The sequence below is a fragment of the Nocardioides sp. genome (genome assembly GCF_041913365.1).
Taxonomy (GTDB): domain Bacteria; phylum Actinomycetota; class Actinomycetes; order Propionibacteriales; family Nocardioidaceae; genus Nocardioides.
Genome location: NZ_JAYSFM010000004.1, coordinates 379,195 through 402,847 on the forward strand (window position 1 = coordinate 379,195; position 23,653 = coordinate 402,847).

Below are 23,653 nucleotides of genomic sequence, written 5' to 3' on the forward strand. Positions count from 1 at the left end.
ATGACCGAGGAGCGCGAGCCTCTGCACCGGTTCCCGGAGGAGGTGGCGGAGGACGAGGATTTCTTCCGCTGGTACGGCAGGTGGGACCCGCTCGACCCCGACGGCGTCGTCGAGCTGATGGCCGGCTTCGACCGGCCGTGGTGGATCGTCGGGGGCTGGTCGATCGAGGCCTTCACCGGGCGGCCGCGGGAGCACGAGGACGTCGACGTGTCGATCCTTGGCTGCGACCTCGGCGCCTTCCGCGCGCACGTCGGCGACGCGTGGAACCTCTGGAGCAACCACGGCGGCACCCTGCGGCCCTTCAACGACACCCACCCCGAGGTCCTGGACGTCGGCAGCCAGGTGTGGATCCGGCGCAGCGCCGCCGACCCGTGGGTCGTCGACATGGTGCCGACCCCGGACCGTGACGGGCTGTGGACCAACAAGCGGGACCCCGACCACGTCGCGCCGCTGGACGAGGTGACGTGGGTCGCCGACACCGGCGTGCGCTACCAACGGCCCGAGGTCACGCTGCTCTACAAGGCGATCCCGAGCCGGCCCAAGGACGCGCGCGACCTCGCGGTGACCTGGCCGTTGCTGGACGCGGAGGCGCAGGCGTGGCTGCGCGAGGCCGTGGGCCGCCTGTACCCGGGCCACGCGTGGCTCGACGTGATGACCTGACTCAGGCCGTACGCGCCCAGGCGAGCGCGGCCGTCCGGAGCTGGGCAGGCGTCAGCCCGAGCTGCCGGCGCACGAAGGCCTCCGCCTCGGCGAGGGAGGCGAACTGGCGACCGTCAAAGGCGTCCATCAGGCTCCAGACCGCCTCTGGACCACGGGTGCTGGCGAGGTAGTCGCAGACCAGCGCTGCGAGCTCGTAGTTCAACCACGTCTCACCGCGTGTGTAGAAGTCCTGTCCCATCCGGAGCTGCAGGCCGGGCCGGCCCTCGAGGCGACCCATGGCCTCGACCTTGCGCTGCGCGACGTCGTAGGTGGCGGCGCGGGCGACGTACTCCGCCGTGCCCTCGACCAGCCATGCAGGGCTCCAGTCGTCCCGGTCGCCCAGCGCGACGTGGGCGAGCTCGTGGCGGAAGAGGAGGTCGCGCTCGAAGCCGGACCCGGTGTGCGCCGGGTTGACCGCGAAGCGGTAGGCGGCGACCTGGTCGACACCCGGCCGGCGCAGGACCGGGAAGGCGATGCCCGCCGTGTCGTCGACCTCCACCACGCTCATCCGGTCGATGGCGTCGAGATCGGAGATGTCGTAGGCGACGACGCGTCCTGACCAGGCCGGAAGCAGCGGCTCGATGTCGTCACGCGCGGCCACGATGTCGGCCTGGAGGTCGTCGGCGTCGTCGCGGGTCTCGTCGTCGAAGACGGCCAGGACGCCCTCGGACTCCTCCACCGTGACGGCGGTGACGTCCCACGGAGCCGGGACCCAGCCGGTCAGGGCGTCGCTCTGGATGTTGCGGTCGTCGGCGAGCCGGACGCCGTCGTCGTCGCCGACGAACGTGTAGATCAGCGGCTGCGTCACCGGCCTCGCGTCGTAGCCGTCGAGCCGCATCGTGAAGTTGACCGGCAGCTGGAGGTCGCCCTCGCCGTGGACCCGCGTCATCACCGACTCGTCACCGAGCTCGAGCGAGAAGTCGGTGGCAGGCAGCTGCGCGACGTTGTCCCACCAGCGGGCCTGGGTCTCGGCGAAGTCCTCCGCCTGCGGGTCGACGGTGGTCAGGAACGCGTCGCGGTCGCCGTCGACCAGCGCCTGCTCGCGCTCGTCGACGAGCGCCAGGGCCGCGTCGCGCAGCGTCTGGTCCATGCCGGCGGGCGCGGACCGCTCGGGAAGGTCCGGAGACCCGTCCTGACCGCTCCCGTCGGCCTGGCACGCCGCCAGCGGGAGCAGGAGGAGGCAGGCGAGCCAGGCCCGGGATGCGCGCATGCGGCGGAGCGTACGTCGAAGGGGTGGCGCCGGGAGGGGGTTTGCGCAGGTGGCCCCGTAGGCTTGGCAGGTCATGAGCGAGCGCATCGTCTACCTGGACCACGCCGCGACCACGCCGATGCTGCCGGTCGCGGTCGAGGCGATGACCCGCCAGCTCACCGGCGTCGGCAACGCGAGCTCGCTGCACGCCTCCGGGCGCGGCGCCCGCCGGGTCGTGGAGGAGTCGCGCGAGACCATCGCCGGCGTCATCGGGGCCCGACCCGGTGACGTGGTCTTCACCTCCGGCGGCACCGAGTCGGACAACCTCGCGCTGAAGGGGATCTTCTGGTCCCGTCGCGCCGAGGACCCCCGCCGCACCCGCATCCTCGCGACGGCGATCGAGCACCACGCCGTCCTCGACCCGCTGCACTGGCTGGCGGAGAGCGACGGCGCCGAGGTCGAGCTGCTGCCGGTGTCCACGCAGGGCGTCCTGGACGTCGAGTCGCTCAGGGACTCAGTGGCCAGGGACCCGGGCTCGGTCGCGCTGGTCTCGGTGATGTGGGCCAACAACGAGGTCGGCTCGCTGCAGCCGATCGACGAGGTGGTCGCCATCGCCGCCGAGCACGGCATCCCCGTGCACACCGACGCGGTGCAGGCGGTCGGACAGGTGCCGGTCGACTTCGGCGGCGCCGGCGTCGACGCGCTCACCTTCACTGGTCACAAGGTCGGCGGCCCGTACGGCGTGGGTGCCCTCGTCGTACGCCGCGACCTGGCCGTCAGCGCGCTGGTGCACGGCGGCGGGCAGGAGCGCGACATCCGCAGCGGCACCCTCGACGTGCCGGCGATCGCCGGCCTCGCCGCGGCCGTCGAGGCCTCGGTCAAGGGCCAGCACGAGCACGCCGTCCGGGTGGCGGCGCTCCGCGACGACCTGGTCCGCCGGGTCGTCGAGGTCGTGCCCGACGCCCACCTGCACGGCACGCCGTGCGGCCCGCTCCGGCTCCCCGGCAACGCCCACCTCGGCTTCCCCGGCTGCGAGGGCGACTCGCTGCTGATGCTGCTCGACGCTCGTGGCATCGAGTGCTCCACCGGCTCCGCCTGCTCCGCCGGCGTGCCGCAGCCCTCGCACGTCCTGCTGGCGATGGGGTGCGACGACGACCAGGCCCGCCACTCGCTGCGCTTCTCGCTCGGCCACACGACCACCCCGGCCGACGTCGACGCCCTCGTCGGGGCGATCGGACCCGTCGTCGAGCGCGCCCGGGCCGCCAAGGGGCTGTGATGAGGGTCGTCGCCGCCATGTCCGGCGGTGTGGACTCCGCCGTCGCCGCCGCCCGGGCCGTCGAGGCCGGCCACGAGGTGACGGGCGTCCACCTGGCGCTGAGCCGCAACCCGGCGTCGTACCGCTCCGGCGCGCGCGGTTGCTGCACGATCGAGGACAGCAACGACGCGCGTCGCGCGGCCGACGTGATCGGCATCCCGTTCTACGTCTGGGACCTGTCCGACCGCTTCCACGAGGACGTCGTGGAGGACTTCATGGACGAGTACGCCGCCGGCCGCACGCCGAACCCCTGCCTGCGCTGCAACGAGAAGATCAAGTTCGCCGCTGTCCTGGACCGGGCGCTCGCGCTCGGCTTCGACGCGGTCGCCACGGGGCACTACGCCCGGCTCCGGACCGGCGCCGACGGCCTGATCGAGATGCACCGCGCCGCCGACCACGGCAAGGACCAGTCCTACGTCCTCGGTGTGCTGGACCAGGAGCAGCTGCGGCACTCGCTCTTCCCGCTCGGCGACACCGACAAGCCGGCCGTCCGCCGCGAGGCGCAGGCACGCGGCCTGCTCGTCGCGGACAAGCCCGACTCGCACGACATCTGCTTCGTGGCCGACGGTGACAACGCCGGCTGGCTGCGCGAGAAGCTCGGGGACCGCGCGCCCAACCACGGCGGCGACATCGTCGACGCGACGACGGGGGAGACGGTCGGCAGGCACGAGGGCACCTACGGCTTCACCATCGGCCAGCGGCGTGGGCTTCGGCTCGGCGTGCCGGCCGCCGACGGCAAGCCGCGCTTCGTGCTCGACATCGAGCCGGTCAGCGGCACCGTCACCGTGGGTCCGCGCGAGCGGCTCGCGGTCGGCCACGTCTCCGGCATCCGGCCCCGCTGGTGCGGCACCGTGCCCGAGCGCGTCGACGGCACCGTCCAGCTGCGGGCGCACGGCGCCGAGCACCGCGCCACCGTGGTGGTCGAGGGGGACCGCGTCGAGATCGAGCTGCACGAGCCCGCCCAGGGCATCGCCCCCGGGCAGGCGGCCGTGATCTACGACGGCACGCGCGTCGTCGGGTCGGCCACCATCGCCTCGACCCGGCCGGCCACCGTCCCGGCATGAGCACGCTGACCCACCGGGCGGGGGCACTGCTCGGCCCCCGGCACACGACGTACGTCGTCGCGCTGGTGACCCCCGACGGCACCGAGGTGGACGCGGTCGGCGCCGACGTGCATGCCGACGTCGAGCTGGGCTCGGTCTCCAAGGGCCTCACCGGTCTGCTGTGGCGCGACGCGGTCGCGCGTGGCGAGGTGGCCGCGACGGCGGTGCTGGCCGACCACCTCGCGGTCGGCGGACCGGTCGGGTCGATCAAGCTGGCGGACCTCGCCACCCACACCTCGGGCCTGCCGCGGCTCGCCGGCGGTGACGCGGTGCGGCGCACGTGGGAGCTCTGGCGCGAGGGCCGCAACCCCTACCGCGAGGACCTGCCGACGTTGCTGGCCCAGGTCGAGCACGTGCGCATCCGCCGCGCCGGCCGGCCGAGCTACTCCAACCTGGGCTTCCAGCTGCTCGGGCACGCGGTCGCCGCCGCCGCCGGGACGACGTACGCCGACCTGGTCGCGCAGCGGCTCGCGGCCCCGCTGGGGCTCGTGGACACCTACGTCCCGACGTCCACGGCCGGGGTACGCCCGGGGGCCGTCGCCCCGCGCAACCGCGTCGGCCGTGTGGTGGAGCCGTGGGCCAACGAGGCGGTCGCGCCGGCGGGCGGCGTCCGGTCGTCCGCGGCCGACCTCGCGGTCCTGCTGCGCGCGCTGCTCGACGGCACCGTCCCGGGGGCCGACGCGCTCGAGCCGCGCGTTCCGTTCGCCGGGAAGCAGCGCATCGGCGCCGGCTGGCTCACCGGCGACCTGCTGCGCCGCGAGGTCACCTGGCACAACGGCGGGACCGGCGGCTTCCGGTCCTTCGTCGGGATCGACCGCTCCCACGGCGTCGGCGTGGCCCTGGTCAGCGCCTCCACCCGCTCCGTCGACGGCGCCGCCGCGCGCCTCCTCGCCGAGGCCGGCGACGCATGAGCACAGCGACCGGCGTCGGCTCGCTGCCCGGGACCGACCACGCCGAGGCCGTGCGGCTGGTGCTCGGTGAGCTGCCCGACCTGCCGCACGTGCCGGAGCTGCCGGGTCGCGGGGTGACCGCGGGGATGACGGCCCGCGGCCTGGCCGTCGTCGAGGGCCTCGCCGCCGACCTCCAGCCCGCCGGCTGGCGGCTGACCGACGCGAGCGGGGTCGACCACCGGCGCGCCCGGTCGCTGCTCGCCCAGGACCTCGACACCGTCGAGGAGCTGGCGCAGGGCTACAAGGGCTCCTTCAAGACCCAGGTCACCGGCCCGTGGACCCTGGCGGCCACCGTCGAGAAGCCTCGCGGCGACAAGGTGCTCAGCGACCACGGTGCCCGGCGCGAGCTCGCGCAGTCGCTCGCCGAGGGCCTCGGCACGCACGTGGCCGACCTCCGGCGCCGCCTCGGCGGCGTCGACCGGCTGGTCGTGCAGGTCGACGAGCCCGCGCTCGCCGCGGTCGTGGCGGGACAGGTGCCCACGGCGAGCGGCTACGGCCGCCACCGCAGCGTCGACCTGCCGGAGGCGTCGGCCCACCTGGAGTGGGTGGTCGGCGCGATCGCCGACGCGGGGGCCGAGCCGTGGGTGCACTCCTGCGCACCGCAGACCCCGTGGGCGCTGGTGGCCGGGGCCGGGGCGGCCGGGCTGTCTGCCGACCTGTCCATGCTCGGTCCCGAGGACCTCGACACCTTCGCCGAGGCGCTGGAAGGTGGGCGCACGGCCGCGCTCGGCGTCGTACCCTCCACTGACCCGGCCACGGAGCCGTCCGATGCGCGCGTCACCGAGCGGGTGCAGCGCTGGCTCGACATGCTCGGCCTCGACCCCGAGGCGGTGGGGGAGCAGGTGGTGGTCACCCCGACCTGCGGTCTGGCGGGTGCCAGTCCGGCGTGGGCGGCACGGGCGGTCCGGCTGTCGGCGACGGTCGCGCGGAACCTCTGATCAGTCGAAGGGCGTGACGACCGCGACCGCCGGGCGTGCGCGGGGCGGCAGGTCCGGCGCACGCAGGCTCGCGTCGCGCGCCCCGGTCCCGGTGACCATGACGGTGCTCGGCGCGAGCGCGAAGTTGTAGCCGCGGTCGAACTGCCACACCGACAGGCAGACCGGCCCGGCCGGCACCGGCTGCAGGTCCTCCGTCAGGGTGCCTCCGACAGGGACGTCGCCCCACAGCCCGATGCCGACCTGGGTGCTGTCGTCGCCAGGCACCGCCGTGCACGCGGCGGGCGTCGCGTGGATCTCGTAGCCCGGCTCGCCGTAGCCCCACGTGCCGATCCAGCCCGGCACCGCCGGCTCCGCTGCCCGCGTGACGGTGGTGGTGAACCAGCCGGTGTCGGGGTCCTGCGCCACGGTCACCGGACCGCTGGCGGGGATCCGCTCGATCGCGTCGCACCACTCGGGCTCGCGGAGCCTCGGCTTGCCGCCGTACATGCGCTTGACCTTCCTCAGGTCCACCTTCTCCAGGACCCGGCAGTACCACCGGCCGGGCTTGGAGGCGTCGACGTCGTCGCCCAGGCAGAGCGTCGGCGCGACCCCGTTGGTGTGCGAGGTGTTCATCAGCGAGCACCCCGACATGTTGTGGTTCAGCCCCAGCACGTGGCCGAGCTCGTGGGCCACGACCAGGGTCTGGCCCGGCCAGGCGCACCCCTGCCCGTCGGCGTCGCCGCCGTGGAGGATGCTCACGTAGGCCTTGCGGCCCGGGCCCGGGTAGCCGAGCGTGCCGAACCCCGAGCCGCAGCCCGAGGGGACCCGCCGGGTGTTCTGGATGACCAGCCGAGCCTTGCGGACGTTTCGCACCTTGACGAACTTGATCCTGAGGCCGCTGGAGTTCCACACCTGCACGGCCAGCTTGACCGCATCGGGGTCCTTCGACTTGTCGACGTAGGTGATGCGGCCCTTGGGCCACTTGCGCGGCGCCGCCTCGGCAGCGGACGCGAGGCCGGCCGTCAGCACGACGGCGACGAGCAGGGCGAGGAGGACGCGGACTCGTGACACTGGACAACCCCCGTGGGCGTGCGACGTGCGGGGAGCGTACGACGCGGTCAGGCTCCTGGGAAGCGGGTCCGATCGAGCACGTCGAGCACCGACTCGATCGCGACGTCGTGCCAGCGCGCGGACGCGGTGAGCATGTAGTGGCCGACCGGCCCCATGTCGCGCAGGTCGGCGGACTCGGCGACGGCGCCGGCCCGCTCGACGAAGCGGGTGGTCTCGCGGAAGGACGTGATGCGGTCGCGGCGGCCGTGGGCGGCGTGCATCACCCGTCCGGCCAGGGTGTCGACGGGGTCCTGGGCCGACCACCACGGCGCGAGACCGACGACGCCGCGCACCGACGGGTCGTCGGCGACGTGGACCGCGACGCGGGCGCCCATCGAGTGGCCGACGAGCACCACGGGCACGTCGCCGTGCACCGTGCGGATCCGGTCGAGCGCCCAGCGGGCGTCCGCGACTCGCTCGCCGGAGTTCCACCCGCGCCGCCGGTAGCGCACCAGCCACACCCCGACGCCGGCCTCGTGCGCACGCCTCGCGATGCTGCGCTGCAACCAGAGCGCGCGCCGCCACGAGGCGCTCCTCCCGTCGACCGCCTGCCGCGAACGCGGCTTGCCGCCGTGGAGCACCAGCGCGACCGCGCGCGGTCGGCCCGGAGCGTCGTAGGAGGTCAGGTGCGGGTCGGTCACGCGTCTCCTTCGGAACCGGGGCGGACTCGGATGGGTGTGGATCGGGTGGGATGGGGGAGGCGTGCGGAGGGAGGACCTCCGTCCCCGGAGATCCTCCCTCCGCACGAACCAGTGCTCGATCAGTGCACGCCCACGCCCTCGGGCGCGTCGTCGGTGGCGAGCTCGTCGTGGTGGACGTTGAGGAAGATCCACACGACGACTGAGGCGGCCAGCATCATGATCGAGCCGACCAGGAACGCGTGCGTCGCGCCGTCGGCGAAGCCCACGATCCCGGCGATCGGACCGATCTGGTCGGGCGTGAGCTGGCCCTGCGCGGCCGCGCCCAGCTGCGGGGCTACCTCCTCGGCCCGCGACTGCGAGAAGTACAGCGCGACCGTGCTCAGCGTCGCGAGGCCCAGCGCACCGCCGACCTGCTGCATCGTGTTGAGCACGCCCGAGCCGATGCCGGAGTCCTGAGTGCGGAGGCGGTGCACCGCGACGAGGGTCAGCGGCACGAAGTTGAGCCCCATGCCGAAGGCCATCAGCACGATGAACGGCAGGACCTGGGTCCAGTAGTTCACACCGTCACCGAGGTGGCCACCGCCGGCCACCGCGTCGAGGATGCCGGTGGCGCTGTCGGGGACGTCGAGGCGGCTGAAGCCGAACAGCGCCGCGGCCGACAGGATCGTGCCGATGCCGGACAGGAAGCGCGGGTCGACCGAGCTCACCAGCTTGGACGCCGCGGTGGCCGAGATGATCATCGCGATCGAGAACGGCAGGAACGCGACGCCGGTGTGGAGCGGGGAGTAGCCCACGACCAGCTGGATGAACAGCGACAGGAAGAAGAACATCGCGAACATCGCCGCCGGCACGATCATCATCACGGCGAAGGCAGCCGCGCGGTTGCGGCTGGCGAAGATCCGGAACGGCAGCAGCGGGTGCTGGACGCGGGTCTCGATGACGATGAACAGCGCCAGCAGGGCCACACCGAGGGCGAGGCTGAGGATCGTGCTGGTGGCGTCCCAGCCGTACTCCTCCTGACCGGCCCGGCTCAGGCCGAACACGATGGCGAGGAGACCGGCGGTGCCGGTGATGGCGCCGGGGACGTCGAGCTCGCCCTCGTGGCGCTCGGACTCGTCGAAGAAGCGCGGGGCGAAGAACGCCGCGGCCAGGCCGATCGGGACCACGATGAGGAAGGTGTAGCGCCAGCCCGCGATGCCCAGCGGCGAGTCGAGGCCGGTGAGCCAGCCGCCCAGGATCAGGCCGACGGCGGCACCGACGCCGGCCATCGCGGCGTAGACGGCGAAGGCGCGGTTGCGCTCGCGGCCGGCGGGGAACGTGGTGGCGATCAGGGCCAGTGCGGCGGGGGAGGCCAGCGCGGCGCCGAGACCCTGGAAGGCACGGGCACCGAGCAGCATCGCCTCGTTCGCGGCGAAGCCGCCCACCAGCGAGGCCACGGCGAAGAGCAGCACGCCGGCGATGAAGATGCGGCGGCGGCCCATCAGGTCGGCCAGCCGGCCGCCGAGGAGCAGGAAGCCGCCGAACGTCAGGGCGTAGCCCGTGACGATCCACTGCAGGTTGGCCTGGTCGATGGACAGGTCGTTGCCGATGAACGGCAGCGCGATGTTGGCGATGGTGCTGTCGAGCACCACCATCAGCTGCGCGAGCGAGATGAGCACGAGCGCCCAGCGCAGGCGCTTGTGCTGCTCGGGGGTCACCTCGTCGGCAACCAGGGCTTGGTCGGTCATGGGAATCCTCAGAGTGGGTGGGTCGGGTCCAGTGGAGCGGAAGGGTCAGACAGTGGGGTCGGACGGTGATTTCGGACTGCGGGGGCCGCAGCGGGCGGCCGGGAGGATCACCTCGTCGAGGATCCGCCCGACCAGCTCCGGCGTGACGGTGTCGCCGAGCAGGAACGCCCGGTGCAGGACGATCCCGGCGAGCGAGGGCGCGAGGATGGCCAGGTCGACGTCGGGGTGGACCTCGCCGCGCTCGCGCGCACGGTCGTAGATCGCGCGCGAGACGGCGACCTTGGGGCCGATGAAGTCGCGTCGGTAGACCTCGGCGAACTCAGGGTCGCGGCCCATCGCGGTGACGACGGCGGAGAGCACCGACTGGGCGAGGGGGTCGTCCAGGCCGCCGCTCGCCCCGCAGTAGGCCTCCAGGAGGTCGCCGCGCAGCGTGCCGGTGTCGGGCACGACGGCCTCGCCCTTGTGGGCCATGATCGCGGCCACGACCAGCTCGGGCTTGCCCTTCCACCGGCGGTAGAGGGTCGCCTTCGACGCCTTCGCACGCGTGGCGACGGCATCCATGGTGAGCAGGTCGTAGCCCACCTCGTCGAGCACCGCGAGGGTCGCCTCGAAGATCTCCAGCTCGCGCTCGCCCTCCACACGGGGGCGGGCGCCGGTCTCGGTCGGGGTCATGCGTCCTCTCCGGGGGTCCGTAGGTCGGTCAAGCGATGAAACGAAACGGTTTCGTTTCGAGCAACCGGAGCGTAGCCACGGTTATTCCGATGGAACAAATCAGTTTCATCCGGTCCAGACCGGTCCTCGCCGCAGCCGCGCGGCGAGGGCGTACGCCGGGTGTCGGAGGTGGGCGGCAGACTGTCCTCCATGAGTCCCGCCGACGAGCCCCAGGTCGCCAGCGCCACGCCCGAGGCGCGCGAGCGCCACCAGGAGCTCAGCGAGCAGGTCGAGGACGCGCGCTGGCGCTACTACGTCCTCGACGACCCGACCCTCTCCGACGCCGACTTCGACGTCCGGCTGCGGGAGCTCGAGGCGCTCGAGGAGAGCTATCCCGAGCTGCGGACCCCCGACTCGCCGACCCAGAAGGTCGGCGGCGCGGTGTCGACCGAGTTCACCGCCGTCGACCACCTCCAGCGGATGGAGAGCCTCGACAACGCCTTCTCCTACGACGAGCTCGAGGGGTGGCACGCCCGCCTCCAGCGCGAAGGGCTGTCCGCTCCCGACCTGCTGTGCGAGCTCAAGGTCGACGGCCTCGCGATCAACCTGCTCTACGAGGACGGTCGCCTGGTCCGCGCGCTGACCAGGGGCGACGGCCGGACCGGTGAGGACGTGACCCCCAACGTCAAGACCATCGACTCGGTGCCCCACCGCCTCACCGGCACCGACGAGTTCCCGGTGCCGTCCCTGCTCGAGGTCCGGGGCGAGGTGTTCCTCCCCGTCGAGGCGTTCGAGCGGCTCAACCTCTCGATGACCGAGGCGGGTCGACCGGCCTTCGCCAACCCGCGCAACGCCGCGGCCGGATCGCTGCGCCAGAAGGACCCGCGCGTGACCGCCAGTCGTGCGCTCGGCATGGTCTGTCACGGCATCGGCGAGCGACGCGGCTTCGAGCCGGTCGCCCAGTCCCACGCCTACGAAGCGCTCGCCGCGTGGGGGCTGCCGACCTCCGACCAGGTCCGGGTGGTGCCGACGCTCAAGGACGTGGAGGCCTACATCGAGAACGCCGGCGAGCACCGGCACTCGATCGTCCCCTACGAGATCGACGGCGTCGTGGTGAAGGTCGACGAGGTCTCGCTCCAGCGCCGGATGGGCTCGACGTCGCGGGCACCCCGGTGGGCCATCGCGTTCAAGTACCCGCCTGAGGAGGTCAACGCCAAGCTGCTCGAGATCCGGGTCAACGTCGGCCGCACCGGCCGGGTCACCCCCTACGGCGTGATGGAGCCGACCAAGGTGGCCGGCTCCACGGTCGAGAACGCCACCCTCCACAACCGCTACGAGGTGGAGCGCAAGGACGTCCGGCCGGGCGACACCGTGGTGCTGCGCAAGGCCGGCGACGTGATCCCCGAGATCGTCGGGCCCGTGCTGGGCCTGCGTCCCGAGGGCCTCGAGAAGTGGGTGATGCCGGAGGAGTGCCCGTCCTGCGGCACGCGGCTGGCCGAGCAGAAGGAGGGCGACAAGGACCTCCGCTGCCCCAACCACCAGCACTGCCCGGCCCAGGTCAGGGAGCGCGTCTTCCACGTGGCGGGCCGCGGTGCGTTCGACATCGAGGGGCTGGGCTACGAGGCGGCGTCGGCCCTCATCGACGCCGGCGTGGTCACCGACGAGGGCGACCTGTTCTCCCTCACCCGCGAGCAGCTGGTGCAGGCGCCGCTGTTCACCCGGGCGCCGAAGAAGGGGGAGGACGGACCGCAGCTCTCGGCCAACGGCGAGCGCCTGGCGGCCAACCTCGACCGGGCCAAGCAGGTGCCGCTGTGGCGCGTGCTGGTCGCGCTGTCCATCCGTCACGTCGGTCCGACCGCGGCGCGGGCCCTCGCGCAGGAGTTCGAGTCGATGGCCGCGATCCGGGCCGCGAGCGAGGAGGAGCTCGCCGCGGCCGAGGGGGTCGGCCCCACGATCGCCGAGGCCGTCATCGCGTGGTTCGACGTCGACTGGCACCGCGCGATCGTCGACCGCTGGGAGGCCGACGGGGTGTCGATGGCCGACGAGCGCGACGCGTCGATCGCCCGCACCCTGGAGGGCCTCACCATCGTGGCCACCGGGTCGCTGCAGGGCTACACCCGCGACTCGGTGAAGGAGGCGATCATCAGCCGCGGCGGCAAGGCGGCGGGATCGGTCTCCAAGAACACCGACTACGTCGTCGTCGGCGAGAACGCCGGGTCGAAGGCCGACAAGGCCGAGCAGCTGGGCGTGCCGGTCCTCGACGAGGAGCAGTTCACCGCGCTGCTGGAGAAGGGCCCCGAAGGCGTCGGCTCCTAGCCGGTCGGGTGGCTCCCGGGGTTTGAGAGGCGCAGGATGCGGTAGGAGACCCGGAACGACTAGTCCTTGGGAGTCAGCATGCGCCTCGTCCGGTCACTCGTCCCCGCGCTCGCCGCGGCCGTCGGCCTCGCCGTCCCGCTCGCCCTGGTGCCGTCCGCGCAGGCGGCGCCGCCGACGTGCGGTGGCGTGAAGGCGACGATCGTTGGCAACAACAAGCCCAACACCATCACCGGCACCGAGGGCCGCGACGTCATCGTCGCCCGCGGCGGCAACGACACGATCCGTGGACTCGGCGGCAACGACCTGATCTGCGCCGGCGACGGCGCCGACGGGGTCGCCGGCGGTCCCGGCAACGACCGGATCTGGGGCGAGTCGGACTCCCTCAGGATCGACCAGTTCGGTCGCGTGGTGAAGAAGGGCGACACCGTCTGGGGCGGCGAGGGCAACGACACGATCGACCTCGGCTACGACCCGCGGCCGGCGACCGACGGCACCCTCGTGGTGCTCGACGGGGTGTCGTACGCCAACGCGGCCGCGCCGGTCGTGGTCGACTTCCGCGCGGGCGCCACGGTGGCGATCGCCGCGGAGGGCAACGACACGGTGACCGGCTTCAACGGCGGCATCCGCCTGGTCGGATCGGCCCTCAACGACACCGTCAAGGGCACCAACAAGGCCGACGCGATCTACGCGCGTGGCGGCGACGACACCATCTTCGGCCGCGGTGGCGACGACACGGTCGTCGCCGACACCGCGGGTGCCGTCGGCAACGACCGGCTCTACGGTGACGCCGGCGATGACACGCTGACCGGCACCGTCGGCAGCGACTACCTCGTCGGTGGTAGCGGGAGCGACACCATCTCGAGCGCCTCGGAGCTGCACCAGGTGATCCGCGGCGGCAGCGGGATCGACACGATCACGTTCCCGCTCCCGGTCGACTCGGGCTTCGTGGCCAAGGGCTCCGGCGGCCAGGACAAGCTGCGCCTGCTGCCCAACTCCAACCCGGCCCTCAAGCCGACCGTGCGCATCGACCAGCTCAGGAAGACCACGATCCGAGACCTGCAGCCCTACACGCTCGAAGGCAAGATCACCGGCTTCAGCGACGTCCAGCTGCCGGCGCGCGCCCTCTCGATCTTCAAGGGCAGCAACTCCTCCGAGGTGATCACGGCGCACCCCGACTACCGCGCGGAGATCTACGGCCGCGGCGGCGCGGACGTGATGACCGGCTCGCGGCAGCCCGACCGCCTCGACGGCGGCAAGGGATTCGACATCGCCCGCGGTCGTGGCGGCAACGACACCTGCAAGGCGGCGGAGAAGCGCTCCAGCTGCTGAGCGGGCCCGCCGCCCGGCCGCGCGTCCACTTCCGCACGCCCGTGCGGCGCGGGACGATGCCTCCATGTCGCGCTCCGGCAGGCTGCTCGTGCTCGCGGCGGCCTGGGTGCTGCCGGCCGGCTGGCTGCTGCTCGCGCTCACCGCAGGTCCGTCCGACGGCACCAGCTTGTCGGCGTCGCTGCTCCCGGACGGGACCCGGTCGCCGGAGTCGGTGACCGTGGCCCGCACGTTCGGCTCGACGCCGTTGCTGCCGGGCGACCGCGTGCAGGCAGTGGACGGCCGCGCGCTGGAGGAGTGGCTGGCGGGCGACGCCACGACGGCGCGCGAGGTCGGCGACGTCCTCCGCTACGAGGTGCGACGCGCGGGCGGGGCGCTGGACCGCATCCAGCAGGTCGACGTCCGGCTGGTCGACTACCCCGTGGTCTCGGCGCTCCGAGCCGAGTGGCGGTCGGTCGTGGCTGCTGTCGTGGTCCTGCTCGTGGGCTCCGCCGTGTTCTGGGCGCGGCCCCTGGCCGGCTCCGCCCGGGCGTTCCTCGCCGCCGCGGCGTTGCTGCCGGCGGTGCTGACCTCGGTGCCCTTCGGCACCGGGGTGATCGACCTGGTGGACTCGCGTGGCGCCTGGCCGGAGGTGGTCGGTGAGTCCCTGGCCGCGCTGGGGCTCGTCGCGCTCGTGGTGGCCGCCGCCCTGCTCGTGCGGCTGCCGGGCCGGCTGGGCTGGTGGGTGCCGGCGCTGGCGCTGCCGGTCCCGCTCGTCGGCTACGCCGCGTGGCTGGGGCTGGCGCTCGGGGACGCCGGCTCCCGACCCGAGCGACTCGACGTGCTCGCCACGATCGCCACGCCCGCGCTGTGGGCGGCGGTGCCGGCCCTGGTCCTCGTCGCGGCGTTCGCCCACGCCCGCGCCGAGCGGCGCGAGGACGTGCTCGCCACCCGCCTGGTGCTGCTCGGCCTCGGTGCCGGACTCGGCACCTGGGTGTTCCTCGGGCAGCTGCCGGCGTGGCTGTCGGTGGACTCGCCGCTGCGCTGGGACGTCCTGGCCGCGCTCGCTGCAGGCGTGCCGCTCGCGTGCCTGGCCGCGGCCGCGGCGCACTTCCACCTCGACGAGATCGAGCCGCGGGTGCGGCGCGGGCTGGTCCAGGCGCTGGTGCTGGTCGTGGTGGGCGTGGCGTTCGTCGCCCTGGTCCGCGCGGTCGACGCCGCGGCCGACATCTCGGTCGGGTCGATGCTCACCGGTGGCCTGCTCGCCCTCCTCCTGCTGCCGGTCGCGGTGGCCGTGCAGCGCCTGGTCCGCCGCGTCGTCTACGGCGACCGCGAGTTCCCCGACCGGGTCGTCTCCGACCTGCGACGGCTCGACGCCGTGACGGCGCCCGAGGACGTGCTGCGCGAGGCCCTCGAGCTGCTGGCCCGCCGCCTGCACCTGTCGTACGCCGCCGTGGACGTCGTCGCGACGGGGACCTCGGAGCCGATCGCCACGTCCATCGGGACGGCGTACGGCACTCCGGCGACGGTCGACCTCGCGGTCGGCGGCACCACCCTCGGCCGGCTGCAGGTCGAGGTCGACGTCGGCCGGGACCCCTTCGGCCCGGGTGACCGGCGGCTCCTCGAGGACATCGGCAGCCAGGTGGGAGCGCTGGTGCAGGCGATGGCGGCCAACCGCGAGCTGCAGGTGTCGCGCCAGCGGCTGGTGGCGGCCCGCGAGGAGGAGCGTCGCCGGTTGCGTCGCGACCTGCACGACGGGCTCGGTCCGTCGCTGGCGACGTTGGCGATGCGGCTCGAGGCCGCGTCCGACCTGATCCACGAGGACCCCGGCGAGGCCGCCGACCTGGTCGCCCGGCTCTCGGACCAGGCGCGCGAGGACATCGCGGAGGTACGCCGCCTCGTCGAGGGGCTGCGGCCGCCGGCGCTCGACCAGCTCGGCCTGGTCTCGGCGCTGCGGCACCGGGCCGCCGAGCACACGACCGGCACGGGGCCGGTCCGGGTGCCGTGGAGCGTCGAGGCGGGCGACGACCTCGAGCCGCTGCCGGCCGCGGTGGAGGTGGCGGCGTACCGGATCGTGGTGGAGGCGGTGAACAACGTGCAGCGGCACAGCGGGGCCGACCGCTGCACCGTGGTGCTGTCCCGCGGGGGCGGGGACCTCCACGTCGAGGTGGCCGACACGGGCTCGGGTCTGGCCCCGGACCGGCGGGCGGGTGTAGGCCTGTCCTCGATGCGTGAGCGGGCCGAAGAGCTCGGTGGCTCGTTCGAGGTGGTGCCGCGACCGGGCGGCGGCACCGTCGTACGGGTCCGGCTGCCGCTCGGCGAGGGATGAGCGAGGTCGAGGGAGGTGCGGGCATGGACACCCACCGGGTGCTGATCGCCGACGACCACGAGGAGTTCCGTCGTGGGCTCGAGGCGCTGCTGGCGGCCGCGCCGGCGCTGGAGGTGGTGGGCACGGCGGGCGACGGCGCGATGGCCGTCGCGCTCGCGCTCGACCTGCAACCCGACGTGGTGCTGATGGACCTGCACATGCCGCGGGTCAACGGCATCGACGCGACGGCCCAGATCGTGCAGTCCTCGCCCCACATCGGGGTGCTGGTGCTGACGATGATGGAGGACGAGGAGTCGGTGTTCGCGGCCGTGCGGGCGGGCGCGCGGGGCTACCTGCTCAAGGGTGCGCGGCGCGGGGAGATCACCCGGGCGGTGCAGGCCGTCGGTGCCGGCGAGGTGATCTTCGGTCCCGGGATCGCGGACCGGGTGATGGCGTACTTCGCGGGCGCCCGCAGCCGCCCGAAGGGTGACGCCTTCCCCGAGCTGACCGACAAGGAGCGGGTCGTGCTGGGCCTGATCGCGGAGGGGAAGGAGAACGGCGAGATCGCCCGGCAGCTGAACCTCTCGGTCAAGACCGTGCGCAACCACGCGAGCAACATCTTCGCCAAGCTGCAGGTCGCCCACCGGGCGCAGGCGATCGTCAAGGCACGCGAGGCCGGGATGGGGTGACCCTCACGAGCCGTCGCGGCAGCCGCCCTGCAGGCGCATGTCGTCGAGGGCGTCCCGGCCGACCGCACGCGCCTGGTCGCGGTCGGGCACGACGACGGCGGCGTCGTCGATCGTCTCGAAGGTGCCACCGATGATGCAGGCCGCGGTGCGGCGCGGCTCGACCGTGGTGAGCGACTGCACCAGGCGGTAGACCTGACCGGGGGTCATGTCGGTCTCGAGGCCGGCCAGCGCCGAGAGCGCGACGCTCTCCATGAAGCCCTCCTCGTCCTCGGCCGCCTTGAGCCGCTCGAGCGCCGCCAGGAGCAGCCGCTGGTGGTTGGCGACCCGCTCGAAGTCGCTCTGGCCGGGCAACGAGGTGCGGGTGCGGGCGTAGTAGAGCGCCTGCTCGGCGTCGAACGTGTTGGCGCCGCGCCGCACGACGACGCCGCCCTCCTCGGTCGTGAACCGCTCCAGCGGAGAGTCGACCTCGACGTCACCCAGCGTGCCCATCATCGTCAGGAAGCCGTCGAAGCCCGTCACCAGCACCACGTCGGGCTCGACGCCGGTCAGCTGCGCCACCTGCCGGGCGACCTCCTCGGGGCCGTGGTCCCGCAGCGCCGTGTTGAGCCGGCCGGGGTCGCCGGGGAGGTCGACGTAGAGGTCGCGGGGGAGGCCGATCGCGACCGCGCGCCCGGTGCCCGGCTCGACGCCCACCAGCTGGATCGCGTCGGTCAGCGCCTCCTCGACGTCCGCCCCGCCGGACGCCTCCGCGCCCAGGGCGAGCACCCAGAGAGTGTCGGCGCCGGCGTCGACGGCCTTCGCCGTGCCGATCGTCGTCAGGCTGATCGTCGTCGGGTGGACCCCGCCCGTGGGCACCACCAGGGCGACCCCGGCCAGCAGGACGAGGCGGGCCGTCATGCGGCGCAGCCACCTCATGACCCATCCTCCTGCTCCGTGTCGGCATCGGTCGCGACACCGTCGTCGAAGTCGAGGTCGTAGCCGAAGATCCGCCACTTGTCACCGTCGGTCTCGAGCAGGATCCGGCCGTCGAGCACGAGCGGCCGCGTCGACCCGTCGTCCATGGTGGCCTCGAACGCGAAGCGGACCGCGGCGCTGCCGGCGTACACGGTGCGTCTCTGGGAGAGGAAGGAGAGCCGGGCCTCGAGCTGCGTGGCGCGCATCGCCGTGGCGTCGCCGGAGCTGGACGCGGTGAGCATGTCGATCTGTCCCGCGGCCTTGCTGGCGGCCCTGCTCGTGAACGCGCCGAACGACTGGACGAAGTCCTCCCGCGGGAACTCGCCGAGGAACGCCTCGACGACGTAGTCCGACAGCACGTCACCGACCTCGCCCTCGAGCCGGGTGACGGTCTGCTCGTCGAGCCGGTCGGCCCCCCAGACGGTCTGCACCCGCAGCGCGGCGTTCTCCGCGTCCTGCGTCCGGTCGGGGTCGTCGGGCTCCTGGCCCGTCGAGCACCCTGCGGCGAGGGCGGCGACCGCGACCCAGGCCGCGACGACCGCAGCGGTGCGCGTGGCGCGACCGGTGGGGCGTCCAGGCTGACCCATGTCGCTCATCATGGCCGACGGTGTCCCGTGCTGTCTCAGCTCGCGGGGACCGTGTTGACGGTCGAGAGGTCGAAGTCGGCGACGTTGTCGTGCGCCGGGTGCCGCTCGCCGACGGGGCCGCGGGCGAACTCCTCGAGCAGCGTCCCGGTCACCGTGCGGGCGAACTCCGCGGTCGCGTCGCCCAGCGGGCGCTCGCACCGGTCGACCATCGCGCAGCCCCAGCGCAGGGTGCCGGCGTTGAAGACGCCCGCCCCCGACCGGGAGGTGTAGTAGACCGACTGCGTCGTCGTGGTGACGCCCCGGCACGAGTACGGCGAGTGGCTCAGGACCTGCAGCGGGCGGGGGAGCCGGCCGTCGGGGTAGACCCGGTCGGCCTCCGGGCCGACGAGGCCGTGGACGTGGTCGCCGCGTCGTACGCCGGTGCCGCGGAAGCCCCACCAGCCCGGGCTGGCGACGACGTAGTCGGTGTCGACCGGGTAGCACTCGTACTGCATGCCCAGCAGGTCGTGCTCGGGACGGGGGACCGGCGGGTCGCGGAACAGGCCGGTGGTGTCGACCGATCCCTGCGCGTGGAGCGGGTCGAGGTGGGCCGAGTGCCGGTAGCCGACGACGACCCGCCCGGGGTCCTCGGCACCCTCCTCCAGCCGGATCCGCCAGTACATCGTGTTCGCACCGAGGAAGGCCAGGTTGGTCCCGGCGTCCCGGGCGCCGAGGACCGCGTCGCGCATGTCGTTCGTCCAGTACTCGTCGTGCCCCATCGAGACGTAGCCGCGCGCGCCCTGCAGCGCCTTCGGCGTCGTGTGGAGGTCGATGTTGGTGAAGTACGACAGCGGGACCCCGGTCCTCTCGGCCCGGACCACGATCGGGATGGCGGCCGTCCGGTAGTCGTTGGCGCCCGTGGCCCCGTTGTAGGGCCGGTCGAAGCTGACGGCCCGGCTGGGGTGGTCGCCGTTCGCGCCGGCGTACAGGCTGTAGCCGCCCCACTCGTTGTAGGCCTGCCACGTGGTGACGGGTGCGACGAGGGCGACGGTGCCGGCGGCCGAGGGGGACGTGACGACGTAGGGGACCTGGGTCTCGAAGCCGGTGTCGGTGCGCAGGCGGAAGACGTAGAACCCGGGCAGCCAGGTCGAGGTGTCGACGGTCAGGTCGCGCTTCCACGGTGCCACGACCGTGCGGCGCTCGTACGACGAGTAGCGCGGGGCCGACTGTTGCCGGCCGAGCCGGAAGCCGGACTCCCACACGAAGGCGCCGGTCCCTCCCTCGTAGGAGCCGATCCGGTAGGCCGAGACCTCGTAGCCACCCTCGGTGGTCGAGACCTTGAGCCCGACCCGCGTCCCCGGGAGCCCGCTGGCGCGGGTGGTGTACGCCGCCACCTCCCCGTGCAGGCCCGGCCGGCTGATCCGCCACTCCTCCGAGCCGCGGGGCTCGGGGAGCGGCTCCTCGGTCGCCGTGCCGGAGGTCCGCGGCGCGGGCAGGGCCCCCACCCCGTGTCCCGCGTCGCGGACCGGCAGGCGTGACGACGATCCGCACCCCATCAGGATCGGCGCCATCGCCAGCCCCACCACCAGTGTCCGTGCCCTCATCGCGATCGCCTCGCCCCTGCCGGGTGGTCCGTGGCGACGGACCCTCCGACGCCGTGGGACCGACGATTCGCCGGGGGCGCTTCCCGGCACATGGGGCACGGATCCCGGCAGCCCGGGACGATCGGGACGGCGGTCCCGACCGGTCGCGTGGGTGGGCGGGGCAGGGACCTAGGATTGCGCGCATGCCTGAGATCTCACGGGACGAGGTGGCCCACCTGGCCATGCTCGCCCGCATCGACCTCTCCGACGCCGAGCTCGACCACCTGGCGCCCCAGCTGAGCGTCATCCTCGACTCGGTCGCGTCCATCAACGGTGTCGCCGGGGACGACGTGCCGCCCACGTCGCACGCGCTGCCGCTGACCAACGTGTTCCGCGAGGACGTCGTGGTGCCCGGCCTGACCGCAGAGGAGGCGCTGTCCGGCGCCCCGGCCGTGGAGGAGCAGCGCTTCTCCGTCCCGCGGATCCTCGGTGAGGAGGCGTGATGGGCGACCCGCGCACCACCGCAGCCGACATCGCCGACAAGCTCGCCGCCGGCGAGGTCACCTCCGTCGAGGTGACCCAGCTCCACCTCGACCGCATCGCCGAGGTCGACGAGCGGGTGCACGCCTTCCTGCACGTCGACCCCGAGGGCGCGCTCGCCCAGGCCGCCGAGTCCGACGCCCGTCGCGCCCGCGGCGAGGCGCGCGGCCCGCTCGACGGCGTACCGATCGCGGTCAAGGACGTGCTGGCCACCCGCGGCCTGCCGACCACCTGCGGGTCGAAGATCCTCGAGGGCTGGATCCCGCCCTACGACGCGACTGTGGTGACGCGGCTGCGCGAGGCCGGCCTGCCGATCCTCGGCAAGACCAACATGGACGAGTTCGCGATGGGCTCCTCCACCGAGCACTCGGCCTACGGCCCGACCCGCAACCCGTGGGACCTCGACCGGATCCCCGGCGGGTCCGGCGGCGGCTCCGCCGCGGCGGTCGCGGCGTTCGAGGCGCCGCTCGCGATCGGCACCGACACCGGCGGCTCGATCCGCCAGCCCGGCGCCGTCACCGGCACCGTGGGCGTGAAGCCCACCTACGGCGGCGTCTCCCGCTACGGCCTGGTGGCCCTGGCCAACAGCCTCGACCAGGCCGGCCCGGTCACCCGCACCGTGCTCGACGCGGCGATGCTGCACGACGTCATCGGCGGCCACGACCCGCGCGACTCCACCTCGATCGCCCAGGAGTGGCCCTCCTTCACCGAGGCGGCGCATGCCGGCGCCAGTGGCGACCTGACGGGCGTGAAGATCGGTGTCATCACCGAGATGCAGGGCGAGGGCTGGCAGGCGGGCGTGATGTCCCGCTTCACCGAGTCGGTCGAGACGATGGTCGCCGCGGGCGCGGAGGTCGTCGAGGTCTCGTGCCCGTCGTTCGTCCACGCGCTCGCGGCCTACTACCTGATCCTCCCGGCGGAGGCGTCGAGCAACCTCGCCAAGTTCGACGCGATGCGCTACGGCCTGCGCGTGGTGCCGGACGGTGACCCGTCGGCGGAGGAGGTCATGCGCGCGACCCGCGACGCCGGCTTCGGCGACGAGGTCAAGCGCCGCATCATCCTCGGCACCTACGCCCTCTCCAGCGGCTACTACGACGCCTACTACGGCCAGGCCCAGAAGGTGCGCACGCTGATCAGCCGCGACTTCGCGGCGGCCTTCGACCAGGTCGACGTGCTCGTCTCGCCGACCGCGCCGACGACCGCGTTCCGGCTGGGGGAGAAGCTCGACGACCCGATGGCGATGTACCTCAACGACCTCGCCACCATCCCGGCCAACCTGGCCGGCGTGCCGGGCATCTCGGTGCCCAACGGACTCGCCGACGAGGACGGCCTCCCGGTCGGCCTCCAGGTCCTCGCCCCGGCCCTCGCCGACGACCGCGTCTACCGCGTCGGCGCGGCCGCCGAGGCGCTGCTCACCCAGAAGTGGGGCGGTCCGCTGCTCGACAAGGCCGCCGGCCTGGAAGGAGTCTCGCGATGACAGCGACCACTACCGAGCTCATGGCGTACGACGACGTGCTGGCGGCGTACGACCCGGCGCTGGGCCTGGAGGTCCACGTCGAGCTCAACACCGCCTCGAAGATGTTCTGCGGCTGCCCGGCCGTCTTCGGCGGCGAGCCCAACGCCGGCACCTGCCCGACCTGCCTCGGCCTGCCCGGCGCGATGCCGGTCGTCAACGGCAAGGCCGTCGAGTCGGCGATCCGCATCGGCCTGGCGCTGAACTGCCAGATCGCCGAGTGGTGCCGCTTCGCCCGGAAGAACTACTTCTACCCGGACATGCCGAAGAACTTCCAGACCTCGCAGTACGACGAGCCGATCTGCTTCGACGGCTGGATGGACGTCGACGTGGACGGTGAGACCTACCGCGTCGAGATCGAGCGCGCCCACATGGAGGAGGACACCGGCAAGTCGCTGCACGTCGGCGGCGCCACCGGCCGCATCCACGGCGCCGACTACTCGCTGGTCGACTACAACCGCGCTGGCATCCCGCTCATCGAGATCGTCACCCGCCCGATCCTCGGCGCGGGGGAGAAGGCACCCGAGGTCGCCAAGGCGTACGTCGCCCAGCTGCGCGAGCTGATCGTCGCGCTCGGCGTGTCCGAGGCCCGGATGGACCAGGGCAACCTGCGCGCCGACGTGAACCTCTCGCTCTCGCCCAAGGGCAGCGGCGTGCTCGGCACCCGCACCGAGACCAAGAACGTCAACTCGTTCCGGTCCGTCGAGCGGGCGGTGCGCTTCGAGATGCAGCGCCACGCGGCGATCCTCAGCAGCGGCGGCTCGATCCTGCAGGAGACCCGCCACTGGCACGAGGACACCGGCATCACCACGAGCGGCCGGGAGAAGTCCGACGCCGAGGACTACCGCTACTTCCCCGAGCCCGACCTCGTCCCCGTCGCCCCCAGCCGTGAGTGGGTCGAGGAGCTGCGCGGGACGCTGCCGGAGAACCCGACCGTGCGCCGCGCCCGGCTGCAGGCCGAGTGGGGCTTCAGCGACATGGAGATGCGCGACACGATCGGTGCCGGCGCGCTCGGCCTGGTCGAGGAGACCATCGCCGAGGGGGCCGCGCCTCAGGCTGCCCGCAAGTGGTGGCTCGGTGAGCTCGCGCGGCGCAGCAACGAGGACGGGGTCGACCTGGTCGACCTGCCCATCACCCCGGCGGACGTGGCACGCATCCAGGCGCTCGTGGACGAGAAGGTCGTCAACGACAAGCTCGCGCGCCAGGTCTTTGAGGGCGTGCTCGCCGGTGAGGGCACGCCCGACGAGGTCGTGGCTGCTCGTGGCCTGGCCGTCGTGTCCGACGACGGCGCCCTGGGCGCGGCCGTCGACAACGCGATCGCCGCCAACCCCGACGTCGCCGACAAGATCCGCGACGGCAAGGTCGCCGCGGCCGGCGCCCTCATCGGCGCGGTGATGAAGGAGATGCGTGGCCAGGCCGACGCCGGCCGGGTGCGCGAGCTGATCCTCGAGAAGCTGGCCTGACCCGGCCCCATTGCTTCCTCATAGCCGTCCGGTACCCCCGACTTTGGTCTGATTCGCCCACTTGCGGCCCGGTCTAGACAACTTGTTAGGGTCGTGGCGAGTCACATTGGTCAC

At 73.2% G+C, this 23,653-nt stretch carries 20 protein-coding genes; 12 read left to right on the forward strand and 8 right to left on the reverse strand.

All coding sequences use genetic code 11. The features are described from left to right. Complete coding sequence (locus tag ACE3QY_RS12680) at positions 1–660, forward strand: nucleotidyltransferase domain-containing protein (RefSeq protein WP_374456381.1); 660 nt, start codon at positions 1–3, stop codon at positions 658–660. 1 nt (position 661) lies between these two features. Here ACE3QY_RS12680 and ACE3QY_RS12685 read toward each other — a convergent pair whose 3' ends face one another. After that, positions 662–1,909 (reverse strand): hypothetical protein, encoded by a 1,248-nt coding sequence (locus tag ACE3QY_RS12685; protein WP_374456382.1) that lies wholly within the window; start codon positions 1,907–1,909, stop codon positions 662–664. Positions 1,910–1,982: 73 nt separating this feature from the next. Between ACE3QY_RS12685 and ACE3QY_RS12690 the strand changes: the two genes are divergently transcribed. Genes ACE3QY_RS12690 through ACE3QY_RS12705 form a run of 4 tightly spaced genes read left to right on the forward strand, consistent with a single transcriptional unit; the run spans position 1,983 to position 6,194 of the window. Continuing rightward, positions 1,983–3,164 carry a cysteine desulfurase family protein gene (locus ACE3QY_RS12690; RefSeq protein ID WP_374456383.1) on the forward strand — a complete coding sequence of 394 codons (1,182 nt, stop codon included), beginning with the start codon at positions 1,983–1,985 and terminating at the stop codon, positions 3,162–3,164. After that, positions 3,164–4,267 (forward strand): tRNA 2-thiouridine(34) synthase MnmA, encoded by a 1,104-nt coding sequence (gene mnmA, locus ACE3QY_RS12695; RefSeq protein ID WP_374456384.1) that lies wholly within the window; start codon positions 3,164–3,166, stop codon positions 4,265–4,267. The genes ACE3QY_RS12690 and mnmA overlap by 1 nt, the downstream gene beginning before the upstream one ends. Beyond that, a complete protein-coding gene (locus ACE3QY_RS12700) occupies positions 4,264–5,217 on the forward strand; it encodes a serine hydrolase domain-containing protein (protein WP_374456385.1) in 954 nt (317 codons plus the stop codon). Before mnmA ends, ACE3QY_RS12700 begins: the two co-directional genes overlap by 4 nt. Beyond that, a complete protein-coding gene (locus ACE3QY_RS12705; RefSeq protein ID WP_374456386.1) occupies positions 5,214–6,194 on the forward strand; it encodes a methionine synthase in 981 nt (326 codons plus the stop codon). The genes ACE3QY_RS12700 and ACE3QY_RS12705 overlap by 4 nt, the downstream gene beginning before the upstream one ends. Here ACE3QY_RS12705 and ACE3QY_RS12710 read toward each other — a convergent pair whose 3' ends face one another. The 4 genes from ACE3QY_RS12710 to ACE3QY_RS12725 form a co-directional block, all read right to left on the reverse strand. Continuing rightward, the gene (locus tag ACE3QY_RS12710) at positions 6,195–7,244 is read right to left on the reverse strand and encodes a M57 family metalloprotease (protein ID WP_374456387.1); all 1,050 of its coding nucleotides are present in this window, start codon (positions 7,242–7,244) and stop codon (positions 6,195–6,197) included. A gap of 47 nt (positions 7,245–7,291) precedes the next feature. Next, positions 7,292–7,924, reverse strand: coding sequence for an alpha/beta hydrolase (locus ACE3QY_RS12715; protein ID WP_374456388.1), 633 nt, complete (start codon positions 7,922–7,924; stop codon positions 7,292–7,294). 119 nt (positions 7,925–8,043) lie between these two features. Next, entirely contained in the window at positions 8,044–9,651 is a 1,608-nt protein-coding gene (locus tag ACE3QY_RS12720) for an MFS transporter (protein WP_374456389.1), read from the reverse strand. A 45-nt stretch (positions 9,652–9,696) separates the two neighbouring features. Then, on the reverse strand, positions 9,697–10,323 hold the full coding sequence (locus tag ACE3QY_RS12725; RefSeq protein ID WP_374456390.1) for a TetR/AcrR family transcriptional regulator: 627 nt from the start codon (positions 10,321–10,323) through the stop codon (positions 9,697–9,699). Positions 10,324–10,512: 189 nt separating this feature from the next. On the opposite strand from ACE3QY_RS12725, the gene ligA reads away from it, so the two are divergent. The 4 genes from ligA (at position 10,513) to ACE3QY_RS12745 (ending at position 16,920) form a co-directional block, all read left to right on the forward strand. Then, the gene (gene ligA, locus ACE3QY_RS12730) at positions 10,513–12,618 is read left to right on the forward strand and encodes an NAD-dependent DNA ligase LigA (RefSeq protein ID WP_374456391.1); all 2,106 of its coding nucleotides are present in this window, start codon (positions 10,513–10,515) and stop codon (positions 12,616–12,618) included. Positions 12,619–12,696: 78 nt separating this feature from the next. After that, positions 12,697–13,947 carry a hypothetical protein gene (locus tag ACE3QY_RS12735; RefSeq protein WP_374456392.1) on the forward strand — a complete coding sequence of 417 codons (1,251 nt, stop codon included), beginning with the start codon at positions 12,697–12,699 and terminating at the stop codon, positions 13,945–13,947. 64 nt (positions 13,948–14,011) lie between these two features. After that, entirely contained in the window at positions 14,012–16,252 is a 2,241-nt protein-coding gene (locus ACE3QY_RS12740) for a sensor histidine kinase (RefSeq protein WP_374456393.1), read from the forward strand. Positions 16,253–16,275: 23 nt separating this feature from the next. Then, the gene (locus ACE3QY_RS12745) at positions 16,276–16,920 is read left to right on the forward strand and encodes a response regulator (RefSeq protein ID WP_374456394.1); all 645 of its coding nucleotides are present in this window, start codon (positions 16,276–16,278) and stop codon (positions 16,918–16,920) included. Between the two features lie 3 nt (positions 16,921–16,923). Here the strand turns inward: ACE3QY_RS12745 and ACE3QY_RS12750 are convergent, their stop codons facing one another. Genes ACE3QY_RS12750 through ACE3QY_RS12760 form a run of 3 tightly spaced genes read right to left on the reverse strand, consistent with a single transcriptional unit; the run spans position 16,924 to position 20,044 of the window. Further along, positions 16,924–17,835, reverse strand: a complete 912-nt coding sequence (locus ACE3QY_RS12750) for an LCP family protein (protein WP_374456395.1) — start codon at positions 17,833–17,835, stop codon at positions 16,924–16,926. Then, on the reverse strand, positions 17,832–18,461 hold the full coding sequence (locus tag ACE3QY_RS12755; RefSeq protein WP_374456396.1) for a hypothetical protein: 630 nt from the start codon (positions 18,459–18,461) through the stop codon (positions 17,832–17,834). Before ACE3QY_RS12755 ends, ACE3QY_RS12750 begins: the two co-directional genes overlap by 4 nt. Before the next feature lie 35 nt (positions 18,462–18,496). Continuing rightward, a complete protein-coding gene (locus ACE3QY_RS12760) occupies positions 18,497–20,044 on the reverse strand; it encodes a N,N-dimethylformamidase beta subunit family domain-containing protein (RefSeq protein WP_374456397.1) in 1,548 nt (515 codons plus the stop codon). A gap of 182 nt (positions 20,045–20,226) precedes the next feature. Here ACE3QY_RS12760 and gatC point away from each other — a divergent pair, with 182 nt between their 5' ends. Genes gatC through gatB form a run of 3 tightly spaced genes read left to right on the forward strand, consistent with a single transcriptional unit; the run spans position 20,227 to position 23,539 of the window. Beyond that, positions 20,227–20,526 (forward strand): Asp-tRNA(Asn)/Glu-tRNA(Gln) amidotransferase subunit GatC, encoded by a 300-nt coding sequence (gatC, locus tag ACE3QY_RS12765; RefSeq protein WP_374456398.1) that lies wholly within the window; start codon positions 20,227–20,229, stop codon positions 20,524–20,526. After that, the gene (gene gatA, locus ACE3QY_RS12770) at positions 20,526–22,040 is read left to right on the forward strand and encodes an Asp-tRNA(Asn)/Glu-tRNA(Gln) amidotransferase subunit GatA (protein ID WP_374456399.1); all 1,515 of its coding nucleotides are present in this window, start codon (positions 20,526–20,528) and stop codon (positions 22,038–22,040) included. The genes gatC and gatA overlap by 1 nt, the downstream gene beginning before the upstream one ends. Then, positions 22,037–23,539, forward strand: coding sequence for an Asp-tRNA(Asn)/Glu-tRNA(Gln) amidotransferase subunit GatB (gene gatB / locus ACE3QY_RS12775; protein WP_374456400.1), 1,503 nt, complete (start codon positions 22,037–22,039; stop codon positions 23,537–23,539). The genes gatA and gatB overlap by 4 nt, the downstream gene beginning before the upstream one ends. The last annotated feature ends 114 nt before the right edge of the window (positions 23,540–23,653 follow it).

Coding starts and splice junctions, on each gene's coding strand:
- ACE3QY_RS12755 (WP_374456396.1), bottom strand. CDS start 18,461: ATGGGTCAGCCTGGACGCCCCACCGGTCGCGCCACGCGCACCGCTGCG.
- mnmA (WP_374456384.1), top strand. CDS start 3,164: ATGAGGGTCGTCGCCGCCATGTCCGGCGGTGTGGACTCCGCCGTCGCC.
- ligA (WP_374456391.1), top strand. CDS start 10,513: ATGAGTCCCGCCGACGAGCCCCAGGTCGCCAGCGCCACGCCCGAGGCG.
- ACE3QY_RS12750 (WP_374456395.1), bottom strand. CDS start 17,835: ATGAGGTGGCTGCGCCGCATGACGGCCCGCCTCGTCCTGCTGGCCGGG.
- ACE3QY_RS12680 (WP_374456381.1), top strand. CDS start 1: ATGACCGAGGAGCGCGAGCCTCTGCACCGGTTCCCGGAGGAGGTGGCG.
- ACE3QY_RS12735 (WP_374456392.1), top strand. CDS start 12,697: ATGCGCCTCGTCCGGTCACTCGTCCCCGCGCTCGCCGCGGCCGTCGGC.
- ACE3QY_RS12720 (WP_374456389.1), bottom strand. CDS start 9,651: ATGACCGACCAAGCCCTGGTTGCCGACGAGGTGACCCCCGAGCAGCAC.
- ACE3QY_RS12700 (WP_374456385.1), top strand. CDS start 4,264: ATGAGCACGCTGACCCACCGGGCGGGGGCACTGCTCGGCCCCCGGCAC.
- ACE3QY_RS12685 (WP_374456382.1), bottom strand. CDS start 1,909: ATGCGCGCATCCCGGGCCTGGCTCGCCTGCCTCCTCCTGCTCCCGCTG.
- ACE3QY_RS12760 (WP_374456397.1), bottom strand. CDS start 20,044: ATGAGGGCACGGACACTGGTGGTGGGGCTGGCGATGGCGCCGATCCTG.
- ACE3QY_RS12725 (WP_374456390.1), bottom strand. CDS start 10,323: ATGACCCCGACCGAGACCGGCGCCCGCCCCCGTGTGGAGGGCGAGCGC.
- ACE3QY_RS12745 (WP_374456394.1), top strand. CDS start 16,276: ATGGACACCCACCGGGTGCTGATCGCCGACGACCACGAGGAGTTCCGT.
- gatB (WP_374456400.1), top strand. CDS start 22,037: ATGACAGCGACCACTACCGAGCTCATGGCGTACGACGACGTGCTGGCG.
- gatC (WP_374456398.1), top strand. CDS start 20,227: ATGCCTGAGATCTCACGGGACGAGGTGGCCCACCTGGCCATGCTCGCC.
- ACE3QY_RS12705 (WP_374456386.1), top strand. CDS start 5,214: ATGAGCACAGCGACCGGCGTCGGCTCGCTGCCCGGGACCGACCACGCC.
- ACE3QY_RS12740 (WP_374456393.1), top strand. CDS start 14,012: ATGTCGCGCTCCGGCAGGCTGCTCGTGCTCGCGGCGGCCTGGGTGCTG.
- gatA (WP_374456399.1), top strand. CDS start 20,526: ATGGGCGACCCGCGCACCACCGCAGCCGACATCGCCGACAAGCTCGCC.
- ACE3QY_RS12690 (WP_374456383.1), top strand. CDS start 1,983: ATGAGCGAGCGCATCGTCTACCTGGACCACGCCGCGACCACGCCGATG.